Raw genomic sequence first — 16752 nt, 5'->3', positions numbered from 1 at the left:
TCCGTGTTGGAAAGCCGGGCTGTTGCCGCTGCGCTTCGTGCCGCGTGGCGGTTGTCCACCGTGGCGCGGCGCTTCTACTACCAGTTAGAGGTTTTAAGTTAGGGAAGTTAGAGGGGCCGCAAACCCGCGCCGTTATTGGCTTTGCGGCCGATTCGTACTCCTGATAGCACGATAGCCGTACTCCCGATAGCACGATACCTCGTACTCCTGATAGCACGAGCCCGTCCACAAGTTGCGCACCGTTTATCCCCGTGCCGTGTATGGCACGGGCCGAAAGGTCAGCAGCTCGGCGCCGTTGTCCGGCATCCGCTCGATGCCCAGGGCGTAGCCCGGCAGCGACTGCCGCGCGACCAGCGTGCGCAGGTCGTAGGCGAAGTCCGAGAAGCGCGTAGCGCTGCCCGATTTCCGATACAGGTGTCGGAAATCGAACTGCCAGCCGCCCGGCTGTCGGCCACCGTGCTTGCGCACCAGCCGGTACAGCCAGCGCTCGATGCCGCCCGTCAGCCGGAAATACGCCGGGTCGATGGTCAGCACCAGGGCGGCGTCCATGACGCCGGCATAGAACCAGTCCGGCAAGATCAGCTCCAGCCCCAAGGGCGTGCCCTTGGCATCGGCCAGTTCCTTCCACTCGTTGATCCACGAGAAGCGATGCAGGCGCCGTCCGGTCGTCTCGCGGATCGACGTGGCCACCGTGGTCGATTGCAGCCGGTCGAGGGCGGCCTTGAGGCGCTGGTAGTCGCGCAGCGACGTACCGCGCCCGATGAACCGCAGGATCTCGTAGGGCGTGGCCTGCATCAGCCGCGACGAGCGGAAGCCCGCGTCGCGGGCTTCCACGATCTGCGAGGCCGCCCATATCAGCACGTCCGCGTCCCAAATCGTGGCGATGCCATGCTCGGCCGTGCCTTCCACGCGGATCGTGACGTTCCCCGCCCGGAAGTCGATCGGCGCGACGCGCCGCGACTTCGCCAGCGAGAAGAACGGAAAGGCCATCAAGTCCTGGCTGTCGCGCGGCGCCATGTCGCCGGGCAAGGCGCGGAACAGGTCGAGCTGTTCGCGCTCTTGCAACGGCCGCTGCCGGGACGGCAGCGCAGGGCTGGACATGGCGATGGCCTCCCGCGCTCCAGTGGTCAGCGCGCACGGCTGTCGGCCGAGTGGTGCTCGGCGTATTCGGGATCGGAAGTCGTCTCGAAGCTGCGGTCGGCGGCCCAGGCATCGAGGTCGGCCACGGCGTACATGACGCGCCGGCCGAACTTGCGAAAGCGCGGGCCGCCGCCGATCACGCGCTGCTTTTCCAGCGTGCGCGGCGACAGGCGCAGGTATTCGGCGGCTTCGTCGTTGGTCAGATAGCGTTGGGGCTGCGCGGCAGCAGTTGAGACAGCGGCGGCAGGCCGCAAAGGAGCGGGACGCATGAGATGAACCTCCATCGGTTGCAAAGCTCCGGCCACACAGCGCAACCGGATGGAAGCCAGTCTCAGAAAACGAAGCTGCTCTGCTCAGGGACGTTTTGCGTCTCCATCAAAACGTCCCTTCTCAAGCGGCGACAGTTGTGCTAGGCGGCGGTAGCCGCCGCGCATCAACGCATCGCCGCGCCGCACCAGGCGGCGCACGCGGGCACGCAGATCGCCATCGGCGTGCCAGTCGGCGGCCACGGCATCGGCGCCGAACAGACCTTCGGCCACGTCGCGCAAGGACGCACCCGCCAGGGTCGCGTCGAGCGCCTGCAAGGTGTGCAGTTCCAGCAGCGCGGCAGGTGTCGGCCTACGTCTGGCATCGGCCAGTGCCGCGCCGAACACATGACCGCGCGCAGGCGCGGCAGCGCCGCCGCGGTGGGCATAGGCGACGGCCATGCCGTCTTCCAGTCCAGGCGCGAGCGCGAAGCGCAGGCAATGGCCGGGGCTGCGTGCGGTGAGCGCCAGCCCCTTGCCATCGTGGAGCAGTTGCTTATGGCCGGGGATACGCCAGAACGCGAAGGATTCGGCATCCACGGGCGGATCGGCATCGGGGTAGAGTTGCACCACGGCAGCGTGGCCGGGCTGCCAGGCCGGATGCGCGTCGCGCGCATCCAGGGCCGGGTCTTCCAGCAGGCGCAGGCCCCAGCGATGCGCCGCGTCCTGTGCTGCCTGTGACCGGCGACGATGGCGCAGCCAATCGAGCCGGTAGTCGGGGTGCCTGCGCAGGTACTCCCAGGCGAGCGCAAGGCTGTCCAGATGCAGCACGTACAGATACGCGGCAGTCGGATACCAAGACTCGGCGGCGCGATCGGCCATGACGCAACCTCCTGGGAACAGGAATCGCCGCCACGGCCGGGCTACGCGCTACATCGCCATCGTCAGAACGTCATGGGTAAAAATTGTGGCTCGGGTTGTCAAGACCAATTGGCTCCGATGCGTTGCGGTTTCCGTCTCAATGTGGCAGTGGCAGCGCCCCGACCGTGGGACGCCGTACAGGCCAGCCTGCCGCAGCCCAGGCCGGACATCATGACTGTTTCGATCAGATTTGCCGGGGTATGCCGCAAGAGTGCCGATTAAGACCTATCCGGCATGACACCAGACTGAGAAAGCCACAGTAGGCCGTACTCAGTCCGGGATGGCCCCGTCGCGCTCGGCCAGCCGGGTGTATTCCGACAGCGTGCGCGTGGGGCGGAAATAGAGGTCGCGCATCACGGGCTGCTGATGCGGCCCGACGATGCCAGCCAGCTCGGACAGCTTGACGGTTCCTTGCGCCGGCATTCCGATTCCCAGGTCGATGAGGCCCCAGGCGGTGTCGCCATCGGCGGGATCGAGCGCAGCCAGCAGCCAGGTCACATGCGCGTCCGGCGTGAACAGCCGCACCACGGGCACCGGGTCGATGGCCCGGCCAGCGGCGCGGGCCTCGCCGTTGGCGAGCAGTTGCGCGCGCTCCGGGACGGTGGCGAGTGGCTGGGGCATGGTCGGCAATCCCACAAATCCAATGATGCACGGATGCGGTTTCACGCCCAAGCGCAGAACCGCCAAACCGGATTTACGCCTTCGTGCGCAAGCGCGGATGCGCTTGCGTGGCTTTGCTGGAACCCGCCGATGCGGATTTCCGTAAAGGCACAAAAACGTAGAACACCAAATGAACACTATAGATTGTAGCTCTATAGGACGCAATGGGCTGTCATCTTGGTTTTTCGAGGGAAACCATAGGTGGCGGCTGGGAACTCATTGGCGAAGGCGTTGAAGACAGTTAGAAAGGCCCGTGGCTTGAGCCAGGAAGCCTTCTCTGACGTGTCCAGCCGTACCTATATGAGTACCCTCGAACGCGACCTGAAAAGCCCGACCTTGAACAAGCTGGCCGAGCTGTGCGAGGTGATGGAGATCCACCCGCTCACACTGCTGACGCTGGCCTATGCGGGCAATAGCCCGCACAAGGCCGACGAACTGCTGGCGCAGGTGCGCCAGGAGCTGGAGGCGGTGTTGAAGGAACGCGACGCGGCGAAGCCGCGCGCGTGACGTTGTGATGTGCTGCGACCAGCAGCACAGCGCCCCGCCGCGATGGGCGGGGCGCTGCGGCGGTCACGCCGCCTGGGGCTTGCTGCGCGACCAGATAAGGTCGTGCGTGCCGTCCTCGCCTTCGATCAGGCGGGCATAGACCGGAGCCGGGAACGAAGGATCGTCGAGGGTCACGGACAGGTAATCGCGCCCGGCCTCGCTTGTCTTCTTCCACGCCGCGCCGATGTCGTGGCCGGCGGCCTGGAGGCGGAAGTCGGGGGCGTTCTCGCTGCTGCCCTTGTCGTTGGGAACCAGCTTGGCCTTGACGTTGAGTGTCAGGGTGCGAAGCGTGCCGGTGAAGCCGTCTTTGTCTGCGGTGAAGGTGCCGATGTTGGCCATGATGTTTTCTCCTTTCGGTTGAACAAGGTTCGCGCCCATCGCGTCCTTGTTGTGATCCGGCCGGCAGGGGACGGGCTGGCCGCACCGCTTGCGGTCGAAACGCAGTGGAGAGCCGGGAGGCGAAAAGAATTTGCTGCGCGAGGAAGCCGTGCAGCGGCGGGGAAATTGTTTTCGCCGGACGGTTGCAGCCATGAAGCCCGAGGCGCAGCCGCGCCACCGCCAGGATTCACAACGAGACAAGGACGCCTTGGGTCGAACCGCTCCGAAAGGAGATAGGGCCTGCTCGGCATCCCCGCTCGAAGGCTTCTCCGGCTCGCCCGCTGACGCGGGCGAGGTCAACCCCGCAACGACAGGCGAGAACGCCTCCACCACACCTTGCGGCGCCGGTCTTGAGGCGTGGCGTGGAAGCTCCATAGCGATGCCGGGCGGGTTGTCCGTGAACCGTCCTTCGTGACGTGATGGGCAGGAACCGCCAGCGTTGAGGACGGCACGCACCTGCACAACCTGCCGCAGCAAGCGCCAGCGTGTTCGCCAGCGCCCCGTTCATCGCGGCGGGGCGCTGGACGGGCCGATCCGGCGCAGCCGGTTCGGCCACATCGAGGGGCGCCAAGCTGCGCGCGGCGGGGATAGCCCGCAGGGCTTTCCCCTGGAGGCAAGCGAAGCGCGCAGCGCCGCAGGCGCGAAGGCGTGAGCAACTGTCTTGAAAGTCAAGCCTCGCAAGCGCGCAGGCTCCATTCAATTGAAGCGTTTTGCCAATGATTCAATAAATGTTGTATTATCGAATCATGAACGAGACCCAAGCCATTTCCGCCCTCGGCGCCCTGGCCCATACCCAGCGGCTGCGCGTGTTCCGCGCCCTGGTGGTCGCCGGCCCCGAAGGGCTGACACCCAGCGTCCTCGCCGACCAGCTCGACGTGGCCCGCAACTCCCTGTCCTTCCACCTGAAAGAACTGGCCCATGCCGGCCTGGTCACCATCGAGCAGCAGGGCCGCAACCTGATCTACCGCGCCGACTTCACCCAGATGAATGGGCTGCTCGGCTATCTGACCGAGCACTGCTGCCAGGGCGGCGCGTGCGAGGTCACCGAATCCTCCTCTGCCTGTACTTCCTGCTGAAAGGATCACCCCCATGAAGCGCTTTCACGTCCACCTGCACGTCGATGACCTGAACCGCAGCATCGGCTTCTATTCCCAACTGTTCGCCGCGCAGCCCGCGCGCGTCGAAGGCGACTACGCCAAATGGATGCTCGAAGACCCGCCGGTCAACTTCGCCATCTCCACACGTGGCAACAAGCCGGGCATCGACCACCTGGGTATCCAGACCGACGATGCCGAGGAATTGGCGGTGCTGAAGGCCCGCGCCGAGGCGGCCGACATGACGCTGCTGGACGAGGGCACCACGACCTGCTGCTACGCGCGCAGCGAGAAGCACTGGATCACCGATCCGCAGGGCGTGGCCTGGGAGCACTTCCACACGCTGGGCAACATTCCGGTCTTTAACGAAGCGGCGCCTGCAGCGACTTCCGCCGCAGCGTGCTGTACCCCGGTGCGCGGCAAGCCGGTGGGCGTTGCGGTGAAGCCGGCTTCCTCCTGCTGCTGATGTGAGATACCCATGACCACCGACAAGACCTACAACGCCCTGTTCATCTGCACGGGTAACTCGGCCCGCTCCATCCTGGCCGAAGGCATCCTCAATGAATTGGGCCAGGGGCGCTTTCGCGCCTACTCGGCGGGCAGCCACCCCAAGGGCGAAGTCCACCCACTGGCGCTCGCCACGCTGGAGCGGCTGCACATGCCGACCGCCGGCTACCGCAGCAAGAACTGGGACGAGTTCGCGGCGCCCGGTGCGCCGGAGCTGGATTTCATCTTCACGGTCTGCGACAACGCCGCCGGCGAGGTCTGCCCCGTGTGGCCGGGACGCCCGATGTCGGCGCATTGGGGTGTGCCTGATCCCGCAGCCGTCGAGGGCACCGACGAACAGAAGCGCAAGGCATTCACGGATGCGGCGCTGACCTTGCGCCGGCGCATCGAGCTATTCCTGTCGCTGCCGATGCAACGCCTGGATGCCATGTCGCTGCAGCACGAGCTGCGCAGCATCGGCACGAAGTGAGGTCTGCGCGATGAGTGTTGGAACCCAAACGGCCAGCCGCGTGCCGGCCGCCCCCACCATGAGCGTCTTCGAGCGCTACCTGAGCGTGTGGGTACTCCTGTGCATCGTCGCCGGTATCGCGCTCGGCCAGTTCGCGCCCAGCGTGTTCCATGCCATCGGCCGCATGGAGATCGCGCAGGTCAACCTGCCGGTGGGCCTGCTGATCTGGGTGATGATCATTCCCATGCTGCTCAAGGTGGACTTCGGCGCTCTCGGCCAAGTCAAGCAGCATTGGCGCGGCATCGGCGTGACGCTGTTCGTCAACTGGGCCGTCAAACCCTTCTCGATGGCGCTACTCGCCTGGATCTTCATCCGCCAGGTCTTCGCGCAGTGGCTGCCCTCCGACCAGCTCGACAGCTATGTCGCGGGCCTGATCCTGCTGGCCGCCGCACCCTGCACGGCAATGGTGTTCGTCTGGAGCCGGCTGACCGGGGGCGATCCTGTGTTCACGCTGTCGCAGGTGGCGCTGAACGACACCATCATGGTCTTCGCCTTCGCCCCAATCGTGGGCCTGCTACTGGGCTTATCGTCCATTACGGTGCCGTGGGACACCTTACTGGTATCGGTCGGTCTGTACATCGTGATTCCGGTCATCCTGGCCCAGCTCTGGCGCCGCGCGTTGCTGAGCAAGGGCCAAGCCGCCTTCGACCGGGCGCTGGAGCGCATCGGCCCTCTGTCGATCGCGGCGCTGCTGCTCACGCTGGTGCTGCTGTTCGCCTTCCAGGGCGAGGCCATCATCCGCCAGCCGCTGGTGATCGCCATGTTGGCGGTGCCGATCCTGATCCAGGTGTTCTTCAACTCCGGGTTGGCCTACTGGCTCAACCGTCGGCTGGGCGAGCAGCACAACATTGCCTGTCCCTCGGCGCTGATTGGTGCCTCCAACTTCTTCGAGCTGGCCGTGGCCGCCGCCATCAGCCTGTTCGGCTTCCAGTCCGGCGCGGCGTTGGCCACCGTGGTCGGCGTGCTGATCGAGGTACCCGTGATGCTGCTGGTCGTGCGCGTGGTCAACCGCTCGCGCGGCTGGTACGAATGCGGCCCGAACTCCGCCACCCGATAACCAACCAGGTCACTCCCATGAGCACCGTCACGATCTACCACAATCCCGACTGCGGCACCTCGCGCAACGTGCTGGCCCTGATCCGCAACAGCGGCGAGGAGCCCACGGTCATCGAGTACCTGAAGACCCCGCCCGATCGGGCGACGCTGATGGTGCTGATCGCCGCAATGGGCGTATCGGCGCGCGCCGTGCTGCGCGAGAAAGGCACGCCCTATGCCGAACTGGGCCTGGGCGACCCGCAGTGGGGCGATGACCGGTTGATCGACTTCATGCTCCAGCATCCCATCCTCATCAACCGGCCCATTGTGGTCACGCCGCTGGGCACGCGCCTGTGCCGGCCTTCGGAGGCCGTGCTGGACATCCTGCCGCAGCCGCAGCGCGGCGCGTTCCGCAAGGAAGACGGCGAAGCCGTGGTGGATGCGGAGGGTCGCAGGGTCTGAGACCTCCCGCACAAGCGGCAGGCAATCTGAAGTGAGGCTGGTATTATCGAATTTCGTTATCGATATTCGATATGAAAGAGAAACCTACTCCACGTGCCATGGAGCACCACGACCTGCTGTCGGGGCTGATCCGCCTGCATGTGCTGCACCACGCAGCCGAGCAGGAGATCTACGGGCAATGGATGATCGACGAGCTGGCCCACCACGGCTACCGCCTCTCCCCCGGAACGCTGTACCCGATGCTGCACAAGATGGAGCGCGACGGCTACCTCGTCTCCCGCCAGGAGCGTGAAGGGCGCACCGTGCGCAAGCTCTACACGATCACGCCCAAGGGCAAGGAAGGCTTGGCGCTGGCCAAGGACCGCATCCGGGAGTTCACCGGGGAGGCGATGCACAAATGACAGATTCCACCAACACCTTGCAGCATGAGGCCGCTGCCGCGCGCGGCTCACCCGTCGAAGTCTTCGGCGCCTTCCTCAAGCTGGGGCTGACCTCCTTCGGCGGGCCGATCGCGCATCTGGGCTATTTCCGCTCGGAGTTCGTCGAGCGTCGCCGCTGGCTGGATGACCGCAGCTACTCCGATCTGGTCGCCCTGTGCCAGTTCCTGCCGGGGCCGGCCAGCAGCCAGGTCGGTATGGCGCTGGGGTTGGGCCGCGCGGGCTGGCTGGGGCTGCTGGCGGCCTGGGCCGGATTCACCTTGCCATCGGCGATTGCGCTGATCCTGTTCGCCTTTGGCATCGCCGAGTACCAGGGGCTGGCCCAGTCCGGCTGGGTGCACGGGCTCAAGGTCGTCGCCGTGGCCATCGTGGCGCAAGCGGTCTGGGGGATGGCCAAGTCGTTGTGCCCGGACCGGCCGCGCGCCGCGCTGGCCATTCTGGCGGCGCTGCTGACCATGGTCCTGCCCTCGGCCGCGGGACAGCTTGCCGCCATCGCGGTGGCAGGGCTGCTGGGCTGGTGGACATTGAAGATCGCGCAACCCGGCGGCGGCCACGCCCACAGCTACCCCGTCTCGCGCAAGCTGGGCATCGTGGCGCTGCTGCTGTTTGCCGCACCGCTCGTCGGGCTGCCCCTGTGGGCGGCAGCCACGGACTCGTCCACGATAGCCCTGCTGGAAGGGGTGTACCGCTCCGGTGCACTGGTCTTCGGCGGTGGACACGTTGTGCTGCCGCTGCTGCAGGCCTCGGTGGTGCCCAGCGGCGTCGTGAGCAATGCCGACTTCCTGGCCGGCTACGGTGCGGCGCAGGCCGTGCCGGGGCCGCTGTTCACTTTCTCGGCCTACCTCGGCGCGGTCGCCCACGGACCGCTGCATGGCTGGATCGGCGGGCTGGCACTCCTGGGCACGATCTTCCTCCCCGCTTTTTTCATGCTGGTCGGTGCACTGCCGTTCTGGGAAGGGCTGCGCCACCGCGCGGGCATCCAGACGGCCATGGCCGGCATCAACGCCGGCGTGGTCGGTATTCTGGTGTCCGCCCTCTATGACCCGGTATGGACGAGTGCCATCCACAGCAAGGCGGATTTTGGGCTGGCGCTGCTCTCGTTCGGACTGCTGACGGTGGGGCGCGTGCCGCCGGCGCTCGTGGTGCTGTTAGCCGGGCTGGTGGGCTGGGTCATGGCAATGGGCGTCTGAATCTCATGTGGCACACCCTGACCATCCAGCTCCGACACGAAACCGCCGACGACATTGCCGCCATCGAAGCGGTCACGACCGCCGCCTTCGCTGATGCACCACACACCAGCCACACCGAGCAATTCATCGTGCGCGCCTTGCGTGCCGCCAACGAACTGACGCTTTCCATCGTGGCCGAAGAACATGGGCGCGTCGTCGGTCACGTCGCGCTGTCGCCAGTAACGATCACCCATGAGCACAGGCGAAAGACCGAGGGCTGGTATGGGTTGGGGCCGATCTCCGTCCTGCCGCCAAGGCAGGGGCGAGGCATCGGTTCGCGCCTGATGGAACAGGCGCTGTCTGAACTGCGGGCTATGCAGGCCGCAGGCTGCGTGCTGCTGGGAGATCCAACGTACTACACGCGCTTTGGCTTCCAGGCCCATGCGGGCTTGCAACTGCCGGGCGTGCCGCCCGGCTATTTCATGGCGCTGGCCCTGCATGGGACAGTGCCGGAAGGCATCGCGCACTACAGCGATGCCTTCAACGCCGCCGCCTGAGCCAGCGCGAAGGCGGCGGCGTTTTAATTCGGCTATTGGCCTTGAACACCGGGCGCGGCCACTGTCGCACCCGGATTTCGCGTCCACCGCGCCCAGGGCGGAACGGCCTGGGCGCGGTGCTGATCGCGGTTATTCCTTCGTCTCGATGCGCCACCACACAAAGCGAAGCGCCCCGGTCGAGGCCGGGGCGCTTGCCTTCGGCGCGGGTCAAGCGGCCAGTGCCTCGGCGGGTTCATCCGCCATTGCCTCGGTATCCTCCGGGGCGTCCTGCTCCGGGCCTTCTTCCTGCGCGGCCTCCTGCGGGCCTTCGGCCTTGAAGATGGCGGGCATCCAGCCGGTGCCATCGGCCAGCCGCTCGGCCTCACTGGCAATGTCGGCCTTCTTGAGCTTCGCCAGCCGGGTGACGAATTCCGGTGCAAACGCGCCCACGGCATCCAGAATCACGGCCTTGGAAACGTGCTTGAAGTAGCCTTCTGCGGTCGGCTTCCACCATGCGGCCATGTCGAGGCCCACGGCCTGCGCCAGTTCCTTGCCGGGCTGGTGCGGCGTGGCACGGGGCGTCACCACGTCCACCGTGGAAGCCACGCACACGGCCAGCAGCCGCACCAGTTCGTCTTGCGACTTCGCCAGCAGCGCGGCGAACAGTTCGGCGCTGTCCTCCGGCAAGGCTTCACCGGCTACCTGTTGCAGTTCGCGCAGCGCCACGGCGGCAGGCGATTCCGGCCAGTCCGGGGCCATGCCTTCCAGCCGGTCTTGCGCCGTGAGGCGCACGCCGAGTGGCAGTCCATCGCCGTAGGCGTCGGGCTGCAAGACCTTCTGCACCATGCCATGCACCAGCGCGGCCAGCGCGACGTGCGGATGCCGTGCGACTTCGATTTGCAGCGCCGCCGTGCGATGGGCGCTCAACCACTGCGCCAGCCGGTCGGACAGGCTCGCGGCCTTGGGCGCGTCGTCGGCGTCCTCGTGCTCGTCGTTGGCGGCTTCGCCTTCGGTGCTGCCGAAACCGCGCCGCAGCTTTTCAAGCGTGCGCAGCGCCTTCGCCTCGGCTTCGCGCAGCAGGCCGCGATGAATGACGGCCTCGCCGCTGCGGTCGATGGTGACGATGGCACCGGCCACCTCGCGCACTTCGGGGGCATAGCCTTGTAAGGCGTCCTCCGCGTCTTGCAGTTCCCCGACCACCTGATCGCGCCGCTGTTCCAGTTTCTCGGCCTTGGCCTCGTCCTCGCTGCTTTCAACTTGGCAGGCTTCTTCCAGTTCGGCTTCGATCTTTTCGAGGCGGGTTTCCAGCGAGGCGATGCGGCGAGCCTCGCGGCTGGTCGGCTCGCGGCGGTGGCGCGGGGCGTTCTGGAACGCCTGCCGTTCCTCGTAGGCCAGATGCGGCACGGCCTCCACCCATGCCCATCCCTCGGCGCGCACGTCCTCGGCCAGCATTGCCAGCTTGTCGCGCACCAGCGTTTCCAGCACTGCGGTATCGGTGAGGTAGGTTCCGGCATCGCCTTCTGCGAACAGGTCGCGGCGGATGCCGCCGCCTGCCTGCCGGTAGGCGTCCAGCCCGACGAAGCGCACCAGCGCGTGCGCGGCGTCGATTTCGCGCTCGGTCAGGCGCTCGCGCAGCTTGGACGGGCTGCGCTGCCATTCCGGCGCACCATAGAACGCGGCTTCCTGCGCGGTGTGGTCGTCGGTGATGGTCAAGGCCATCAACTGTTCCAGCGTCGCGGCTCCGGCGCGGTAATCGGCCAGCAGGCGCGGCGAGACGTTCGCCAGCTTCAAGCGGCGCTGCACCACCAGCGGGGACACGCCGAAGTCTGCGGCAATGTCCTCCACCGAGCGGCCTTCCTTGACCAGCGCGGCGAAGGCCGCGAACTGGTCGGCGGGGTGCATGTTCTCGCGCTGCACGTTCTCCGCGAGGCTGACGGTGCGGGCGGACGCATCGGCCACCAGCAGGCACGGCACTTCGTAGTCGGCGGGGATGCGCTTCTTCTTCGCCAGCAGCTTCAAGGCGGTCAGGCGACGGTCGCCTGCGACGACTTCGTATTGCTCGCCATCGGCGGCGAGGATGACGATCAGGTTTTGCAGCAGGCCGATGCGGGCAATGCTCGCGGCCAGTTCGGGGATGGATTGGCGCGGGGTCGTGCGGACGTTGCGCTTGGAGCGGCGCGGCAACAACTGCGAGAGGGGGACCAAGATCAGGTTCTTGGTCGGGTCGGCCACTTCCAGCGGTGCGGCGGCTTCGATGGCGACGGCTTCGGTTTTGAGTACGGCGTTCATGGTGATAACTCCTTGCGGTTGGGGTGCAGCAGCGAGAGAAGCGGCAAGGGCTGCTGCCTGCCCCTGCCGCGTGGGGATTCAGGCTTTCAACTGGCGCAGGCCATCGGCCAGCAGCCACAGGGCGCGGTTCAGGCGCACGCTTTGGTCGATGCCCTGCACGGGCCGGGTGGTCTGGCGGCGGCCATTCGCGGCGCGGGCGGACAGGCCGCCTTTGGTCAAGTTCTCCTGCGTGCGGTTGAACACGCTCCACAGGTCGCGGCGGTCGTCGTCATGGCGGCGCGGCCTCAGGATTTGCGATTCCGTGATGGGCGCGGGCTTGTCCTCGTCGTACTTCAACGCCAGCGCAGCGCGGGCGAACACTTCCGATTCCCCGGCGTCCAGCGTGATCGCGCGCATGGCATCGCGCGATTCCTGCGCCCGGTCGAAGCCGTGCAGGACTTCGTAAGCGCCTTCGATCACCTGCGCCGCCACGTCGCCCTTGTGCGGTACGCGCACGTCGGCCACGGTGTCACCGCAGACAAGGCCATTGCTGCAAACGAAGCGGAACATCCCGGCCAGCATCTGATAGCTGCTGGTGCCGTCATGGGAGTTCAGCAGGATGATTTCGTTGGCCTCGCGGCCGTTGATCTGGCTGGCGTGGCGCAGCCGGATCATGTGCTTGGTGTAGTCACGGCGGTCGTCGTGGCGCACGCGGGTTTGCGTCACCATGAAAGGCTCGAAGCCTTCCCCGCGCAGTTCTTGCAGCACGGTGGCGGTGGGGATGTAGCTGTACCGCTCGGAGCGGCTTTCGTGCGGGGCTTCCGCGTAGATGGACGGGGCCACGGCCCGGATTTGGTCATCGGACAAGGGACGTTCCGAACGCAGCACCGGGGAACGGGAAGCGAAGCGGGATGCGAGTTGCATGGCATTTCTCCTGACAAAGAAAAAAGGGTTTGCTGTTCACCGCATACCGGATTCCTAGATTCGGAAGCCCAGCCTTTCGGCTGTTCGGTGCGGTCGGCACGAGGAACCCGGTTGGCCCTGTTGCCACCGTCTTTCCTGAGTTCATCGCCCGCGACGGTCAGGAGCGCGCGGACGGGGGCCGTCAAGGAGGCAAGCGCAGGGTGGGTGCGGCCCGCAGGCGCAGCCGAGGACACGGCCCTGCGCGCCTTGACGGCACACGGCCGCGGGCTACAGTCGCGGTGAAGGTGATGAAGTCAGGGGAGACGGCTGGACATGGCCACGGCCCCTCAATACGCCGACCGCACGGCAAGCGAAGCGCGCAGGCCCGGATCTAGGAATCCGGGCCGGAGGCGTCAGCCGAGCGGAGCGAGGGAACGATGGAAGCCCGAAGGGGGCGAGACTCGCGTAGCGAGGCTCGATGCGCAGCACGACAGCGCGACCGGCCATGTTTCTTGGCCGGGGACGCACGACTGTCCTACGATCCCTCTATGGAGGAAACCATCATCAACAACGACGATCGTTTGGAGCACATGCTCCACCGCTCCAATGCCTTGCACGAACGTCTGGATGAACTACTGGGCGACGCCGATTTCGATGGATCGCCCCGTGGCGAGTCAGCTCTTGGCATGTGCCTGGTCGCTATGGAGCATGCAACAGCGATGCGAGCATTGATGGCGCTGCGACTACCCTCGTCCGCCGTCGGCCTCATGCGCCTGCAGTTCGAGGCCCTGACGCGGGCAATGTGGCTGCTCTACGCAGCCAGCGACGCAGCGATCGACAAGCTGCTGGCGCCACTGACGCTGCAGAGCGAACAGGCGGCCAAGAACTTGCCTGGCGCCAGCGAAATGATTGAGCAGATCGGCAAGCGAGTCGGACAAGGCGCGCCGGCGGCTGCGCACCAAATGCTTTCGCATTTCAAGGATGTGACCTGGCACGGCATGAACTCGTTCGTGCATGGCGGCATTCATCCACTGCGGCGCAGTGCCGACGGCTTCCCGGTCGATCTTGCGCTACAGGTACTGCGCAGCTCGAACGGTCTGACGACCATGACCGGCATGACGATGGCAGTCCTCACCGGCGACGAGGCCGTGGCCAAGCCCGTGAGTAAGATCCAGCCGGCATTCGCCGACTGCCTGCCGGATCTCCTGAAACCTTGAACGAGGCATCTTGCGACGCCCCGCGCGAAATCATTCGATGATCCGCCCGGCCAGCCGCGCATCGCGCGCATAGGCACTCAGGCGCTTCTCGGCACGGAAGTGCAGATCGCGTTCGACCGGCAACCCGAGCCGCCCGCGCACGGCCGCCAGCTCCTGCAGGCTGACCCAGCCGATTTCCGGCATCCCCAGGCCCAAATCGCACAGCCCAAAGGCGTGGTCGTGGTCATCGGGATCAATCTCGGTCAGCAGCCAGGTCGCGCCGGCGTCCGGCGTGAACAGCTTGACCACGGGGGCCGGATCGAAGTCCGGGTTCTCCAAGGATTCGCGGCCGTTGGCCAGCAACACGATGCGCTGCTCGTCGGTGATGAGTGCGTTGTTCATGGTGAACTCCTGAAAGGAAGCCGGGCGGAATTGCCCGACCCTTCCGGGGCACGGCGCAGCGCAAGCAGTCAGGGGTCAACGACGGCCGCCAGGACGCAAGCGCCATCGGCGCGCAGCCCTTGACGGCGAGAACGCCGTGGCACGATGAAGGGAACAGCAAGACCGCCTCCCTCGCACCTCCACGCACCCGGGTTTTCGGCAAGTGCGCAGCACGCGCAGGCCCGCGAGGGCCGGAGTTGCGCCGCCGGGCGCAGCAAAAAGGGGGCCGAAGCCCCCAATGGTCAAAGCAGGCCGCGTTCGGCGAATGACGTGGTGCGAGTCCCCGCAACGATGACGTGATCCAGCGTGCGAATGTCCACCAGCGCCAGCGCCTGCCGAAGCTGCGAGGTCATCGCCTTGTCGGCCGCGCTCGGCTCGGAGTTTCCGCTCGGATGGTTGTGCGAAACGATGACCGCCGCCGCATTGAGCCGCAGCGCCTGCTTCACCACCTCGCGCGGATGCACCTCGGCGGCGTCGATCGTGCCGCGGAACATCTCCACGTAGTCGATCAGCCGATGGCGCGTGTCGAGGAACAACACCGCGAAGACTTCGTGCTCGAAGCCGGCCAGCTTGGCGCGCAGGTAGTCCTTCACCGCCTCCGGCGAAGTGAACGCCTCGCCGCGCTGCATCTTCTGTTCGATGACCTGGCGCGCGGCTTCCAGAATCTGGTCGGCGTCCGCCAGCCGATAGCGCCCACGGCCATCGCGCACCATCAGCGGGGTGTCGAGAGTGAGGGTCAGTTGCGACATGATCGTGCTCCGGTTGCTCGGGCGGAATTGCCCGGAACCGGTGCCAGCACGGCGCAGCGCAAGCAGTCAGGGGTCGCAGACGGCCGCCAGGACGCAAGCGCGCATGGCGCGCGCCGCCCTTGACGGCGAGAACGCCGTGGTACGGTGAAGGGAAACAGCAAGACCGCCCCATGCCATACACGAACCCTGGCAAGCGGAGCGCGCAGGCCCAGCAGGGCCGGAGGCGTCAGCCGAGCGTCGCGAGGGAACGATGGAAGCCCGCAGGGGCGAGACTCGCGCAGCGGGGCTTGATGCGTAGCACGACAGCGCGGCCCGACCGGGGACGCCCGAAATCGGCTATCTTTGAAGGAGATTCCCGCATTGGGTTTCGTAAGGTCAGATAGGCGAGAACACTGAAATCACAAGGAAGAGCATGGCCGCCCTCTATCAACTTGCAGTGCTTGGTTCGCCAACCGACGCCCAGATTTCTGAGCTTGAAGAAATCGTCGGAACTGCCGTAGGCATGTTCAACTTGCGACTAGGACATGAAGTTGGATGGGAGGTGCGCCCGGAAGCGTTTAACCCCGACCAACAGCGCTCATCCGCTGCAGTATTTTTCGGGGGCGACAATCCACCTCTCGCCAACGTGGCGAAGTTGCTGGAGCGAGGCATCCCGCTACTGCCGATAGCATCCGACGTCAATCGAGTTAACGCAGAGATTCCTGAATTACTGCGACCTCTCAACTGCTTAGCCTATGCCGCCAACGGGTCACAGCGTGTCGCGACCGCTTTACTTGAGTGTGCGGGGTTGCTACCTCGCCAGCGTCGAGTGTTCGTAAGTTACCGCCGGGGCGAAGCCCGTGAGGCAGCCTTGCAGCTCTTTGACGCCTTATCTGCTCGGCTATTCGATGTGTTTCTCGATACGCATGGGATTCCACCTGCGGAAGATTTTCAGACGATGCTATGGCATCGCCTTTGCGATTCCGACGTTCTTGTGATGCTTGACACGCCAGGCTACTTTGAAAGCCGCTGGACAAGCGCAGAGTTCGGACGCGCTCTGGCGAAAGGCATCAGCGTCTTACGGGTTGGCTGGCCAGACTGCACGCCATCTGCGCGAACAGCCACCGCCAGTCGCGCAGAATTGTTGCCCGACGAAGTGGATGCGGCCACAGGACGCCTCGCGGACAGCGCTGTGGAGCGAATCTGTCTACAGCTCGAAGAAGTTCGCAGCCAAAGCCATGCGGTCCGTTCCGTCAATCTAGTGAGCAATTTGCGCAACGCTATTCAAACGATTGGCGGTCAACTTGTCGGCGTTGGACCGAACAAGGCGGTCTATATCCGACTGCCGGATGGCCGGAATGTCGTCGTCTACCCAACAGTTGGTGTCCCCACGTCGACCACGTTGCATGACGCATCCACCAATTCGCCAGATCAATCGGTTGCCGTCGTTTACGATCATGTTGGCTTGCATCCCCGGTGGCTGGGGCATTTGGACTGGCTGGGCCAGCATATCCACTCTGCGCGGTGGGTCAAAGCCAGCGAGGCTGGATGGCAATTTGCGGACTGGGAGGCCTGAAT

The 16752-nt window shown here is 65.7% G+C and carries 20 protein-coding genes; 11 read left to right on the top strand and 9 right to left on the bottom strand.

Going from position 1 to position 16752, the window contains the following annotated elements:
• Nucleotides 1–243 precede the first annotated feature (243 nt).
• From C380_RS15865 to C380_RS15850, 4 genes are all read right to left on the bottom strand, one after another.
• A complete protein-coding gene (locus C380_RS15865) occupies nt 244–1101 on the bottom strand; it encodes a replication initiator protein A (protein ID WP_015014850.1) in 858 nt (285 codons plus the stop codon).
• A gap of 26 nt (nt 1102–1127) precedes the next feature.
• Nucleotides 1128–1409: an AlpA family transcriptional regulator gene (locus C380_RS15860; protein WP_013721771.1), complete on the bottom strand. Its 282-nt coding sequence runs from the start codon at nt 1407–1409 to the stop codon at nt 1128–1130.
• 84 nt (nt 1410–1493) lie between these two features.
• A complete protein-coding gene (locus C380_RS15855; RefSeq protein WP_013721772.1) occupies nt 1494–2267 on the bottom strand; it encodes a DUF2285 domain-containing protein in 774 nt (257 codons plus the stop codon).
• Between the two features lie 309 nt (nt 2268–2576).
• Complete coding sequence (locus C380_RS15850) at nt 2577–2927, bottom strand: DUF2958 domain-containing protein (RefSeq protein WP_015014849.1); 351 nt, start codon at nt 2925–2927, stop codon at nt 2577–2579.
• 240 nt (nt 2928–3167) lie between these two features.
• On the opposite strand from C380_RS15850, the gene C380_RS15845 reads away from it, so the two are divergent.
• Nucleotides 3168–3473 carry a helix-turn-helix domain-containing protein gene (locus tag C380_RS15845; protein WP_013721774.1) on the top strand — a complete coding sequence of 102 codons (306 nt, stop codon included), beginning with the start codon at nt 3168–3170 and terminating at the stop codon, nt 3471–3473.
• Between the two features lie 63 nt (nt 3474–3536).
• On the opposite strand, the gene C380_RS15840 is transcribed toward C380_RS15845, so the two are convergent.
• Nucleotides 3537–3851: a DUF736 domain-containing protein gene (locus C380_RS15840; RefSeq protein ID WP_015014848.1), complete on the bottom strand. Its 315-nt coding sequence runs from the start codon at nt 3849–3851 to the stop codon at nt 3537–3539.
• Nucleotides 3852–4636: 785 nt separating this feature from the next.
• On the opposite strand from C380_RS15840, the gene C380_RS15835 reads away from it, so the two are divergent.
• From C380_RS15835 to C380_RS15800, 8 genes are all read left to right on the top strand, one after another.
• Nucleotides 4637–4966 (top strand): helix-turn-helix transcriptional regulator, encoded by a 330-nt coding sequence (locus tag C380_RS15835; RefSeq protein ID WP_003116799.1) that lies wholly within the window; start codon nt 4637–4639, stop codon nt 4964–4966.
• Between the two features lie 13 nt (nt 4967–4979).
• Complete coding sequence (locus C380_RS15830; protein WP_003107243.1) at nt 4980–5450, top strand: ArsI/CadI family heavy metal resistance metalloenzyme; 471 nt, start codon at nt 4980–4982, stop codon at nt 5448–5450.
• 12 nt (nt 5451–5462) lie between these two features.
• Nucleotides 5463–5960 (top strand): arsenate reductase ArsC, encoded by a 498-nt coding sequence (locus C380_RS15825; protein WP_013721777.1) that lies wholly within the window; start codon nt 5463–5465, stop codon nt 5958–5960.
• 10 nt (nt 5961–5970) lie between these two features.
• Entirely contained in the window at nt 5971–7056 is a 1086-nt protein-coding gene (gene arsB, locus C380_RS15820) for an ACR3 family arsenite efflux transporter (RefSeq protein ID WP_013721778.1), read from the top strand.
• A gap of 17 nt (nt 7057–7073) precedes the next feature.
• The gene (arsC, locus tag C380_RS15815) at nt 7074–7496 is read left to right on the top strand and encodes an arsenate reductase (glutaredoxin) (protein WP_013721779.1); all 423 of its coding nucleotides are present in this window, start codon (nt 7074–7076) and stop codon (nt 7494–7496) included.
• A gap of 98 nt (nt 7497–7594) precedes the next feature.
• Complete coding sequence (locus tag C380_RS15810) at nt 7595–7897, top strand: PadR family transcriptional regulator (protein ID WP_003107234.1); 303 nt, start codon at nt 7595–7597, stop codon at nt 7895–7897.
• Nucleotides 7894–9123 carry a chromate efflux transporter gene (gene chrA / locus C380_RS15805; protein ID WP_003107233.1) on the top strand — a complete coding sequence of 410 codons (1230 nt, stop codon included), beginning with the start codon at nt 7894–7896 and terminating at the stop codon, nt 9121–9123. The genes C380_RS15810 and chrA overlap by 4 nt, the downstream gene beginning before the upstream one ends.
• Nucleotides 9124–9128: 5 nt before the next feature.
• The gene (locus tag C380_RS15800; protein WP_003107230.1) at nt 9129–9659 is read left to right on the top strand and encodes a GNAT family N-acetyltransferase; all 531 of its coding nucleotides are present in this window, start codon (nt 9129–9131) and stop codon (nt 9657–9659) included.
• Between the two features lie 207 nt (nt 9660–9866).
• Here C380_RS15800 and C380_RS15795 read toward each other — a convergent pair whose 3' ends face one another.
• A complete protein-coding gene (locus tag C380_RS15795; RefSeq protein WP_015014845.1) occupies nt 9867–11927 on the bottom strand; it encodes a ParB/RepB/Spo0J family partition protein in 2061 nt (686 codons plus the stop codon).
• 78 nt (nt 11928–12005) lie between these two features.
• Nucleotides 12006–12830, bottom strand: a complete 825-nt coding sequence (locus C380_RS15790; protein WP_015014844.1) for a DUF932 domain-containing protein — start codon at nt 12828–12830, stop codon at nt 12006–12008.
• A gap of 527 nt (nt 12831–13357) precedes the next feature.
• Here C380_RS15790 and C380_RS15785 point away from each other — a divergent pair.
• Entirely contained in the window at nt 13358–14026 is a 669-nt protein-coding gene (locus C380_RS15785; protein WP_013721782.1) for a hypothetical protein, read from the top strand.
• A 30-nt stretch (nt 14027–14056) separates the two neighbouring features.
• Here the strand turns inward: C380_RS15785 and C380_RS15780 are convergent, their stop codons facing one another.
• A complete protein-coding gene (locus tag C380_RS15780; RefSeq protein ID WP_013721783.1) occupies nt 14057–14407 on the bottom strand; it encodes a DUF2958 domain-containing protein in 351 nt (116 codons plus the stop codon).
• Nucleotides 14408–14688: 281 nt separating this feature from the next.
• Nucleotides 14689–15195: a DNA repair protein RadC gene (gene radC / locus C380_RS15775; RefSeq protein WP_013721784.1), complete on the bottom strand. Its 507-nt coding sequence runs from the start codon at nt 15193–15195 to the stop codon at nt 14689–14691.
• A gap of 412 nt (nt 15196–15607) precedes the next feature.
• Between radC and C380_RS24570 the strand changes: the two genes are divergently transcribed.
• A complete protein-coding gene (locus tag C380_RS24570; protein WP_013721785.1) occupies nt 15608–16750 on the top strand; it encodes a toll/interleukin-1 receptor domain-containing protein in 1143 nt (380 codons plus the stop codon).
• Nucleotides 16751–16752: the final 2 nt, after the last annotated feature.

Origin of the sequence: Acidovorax sp. KKS102 (assembly GCF_000302535.1) — a bacterium.
Taxonomy (GTDB): Bacteria; Pseudomonadota; Gammaproteobacteria; order Burkholderiales; family Burkholderiaceae_C; genus Acidovorax.
The sequence above is the reverse complement of the archived record's forward strand: the minus strand, read 5'-3'. Positions and strand labels throughout refer to the sequence as shown.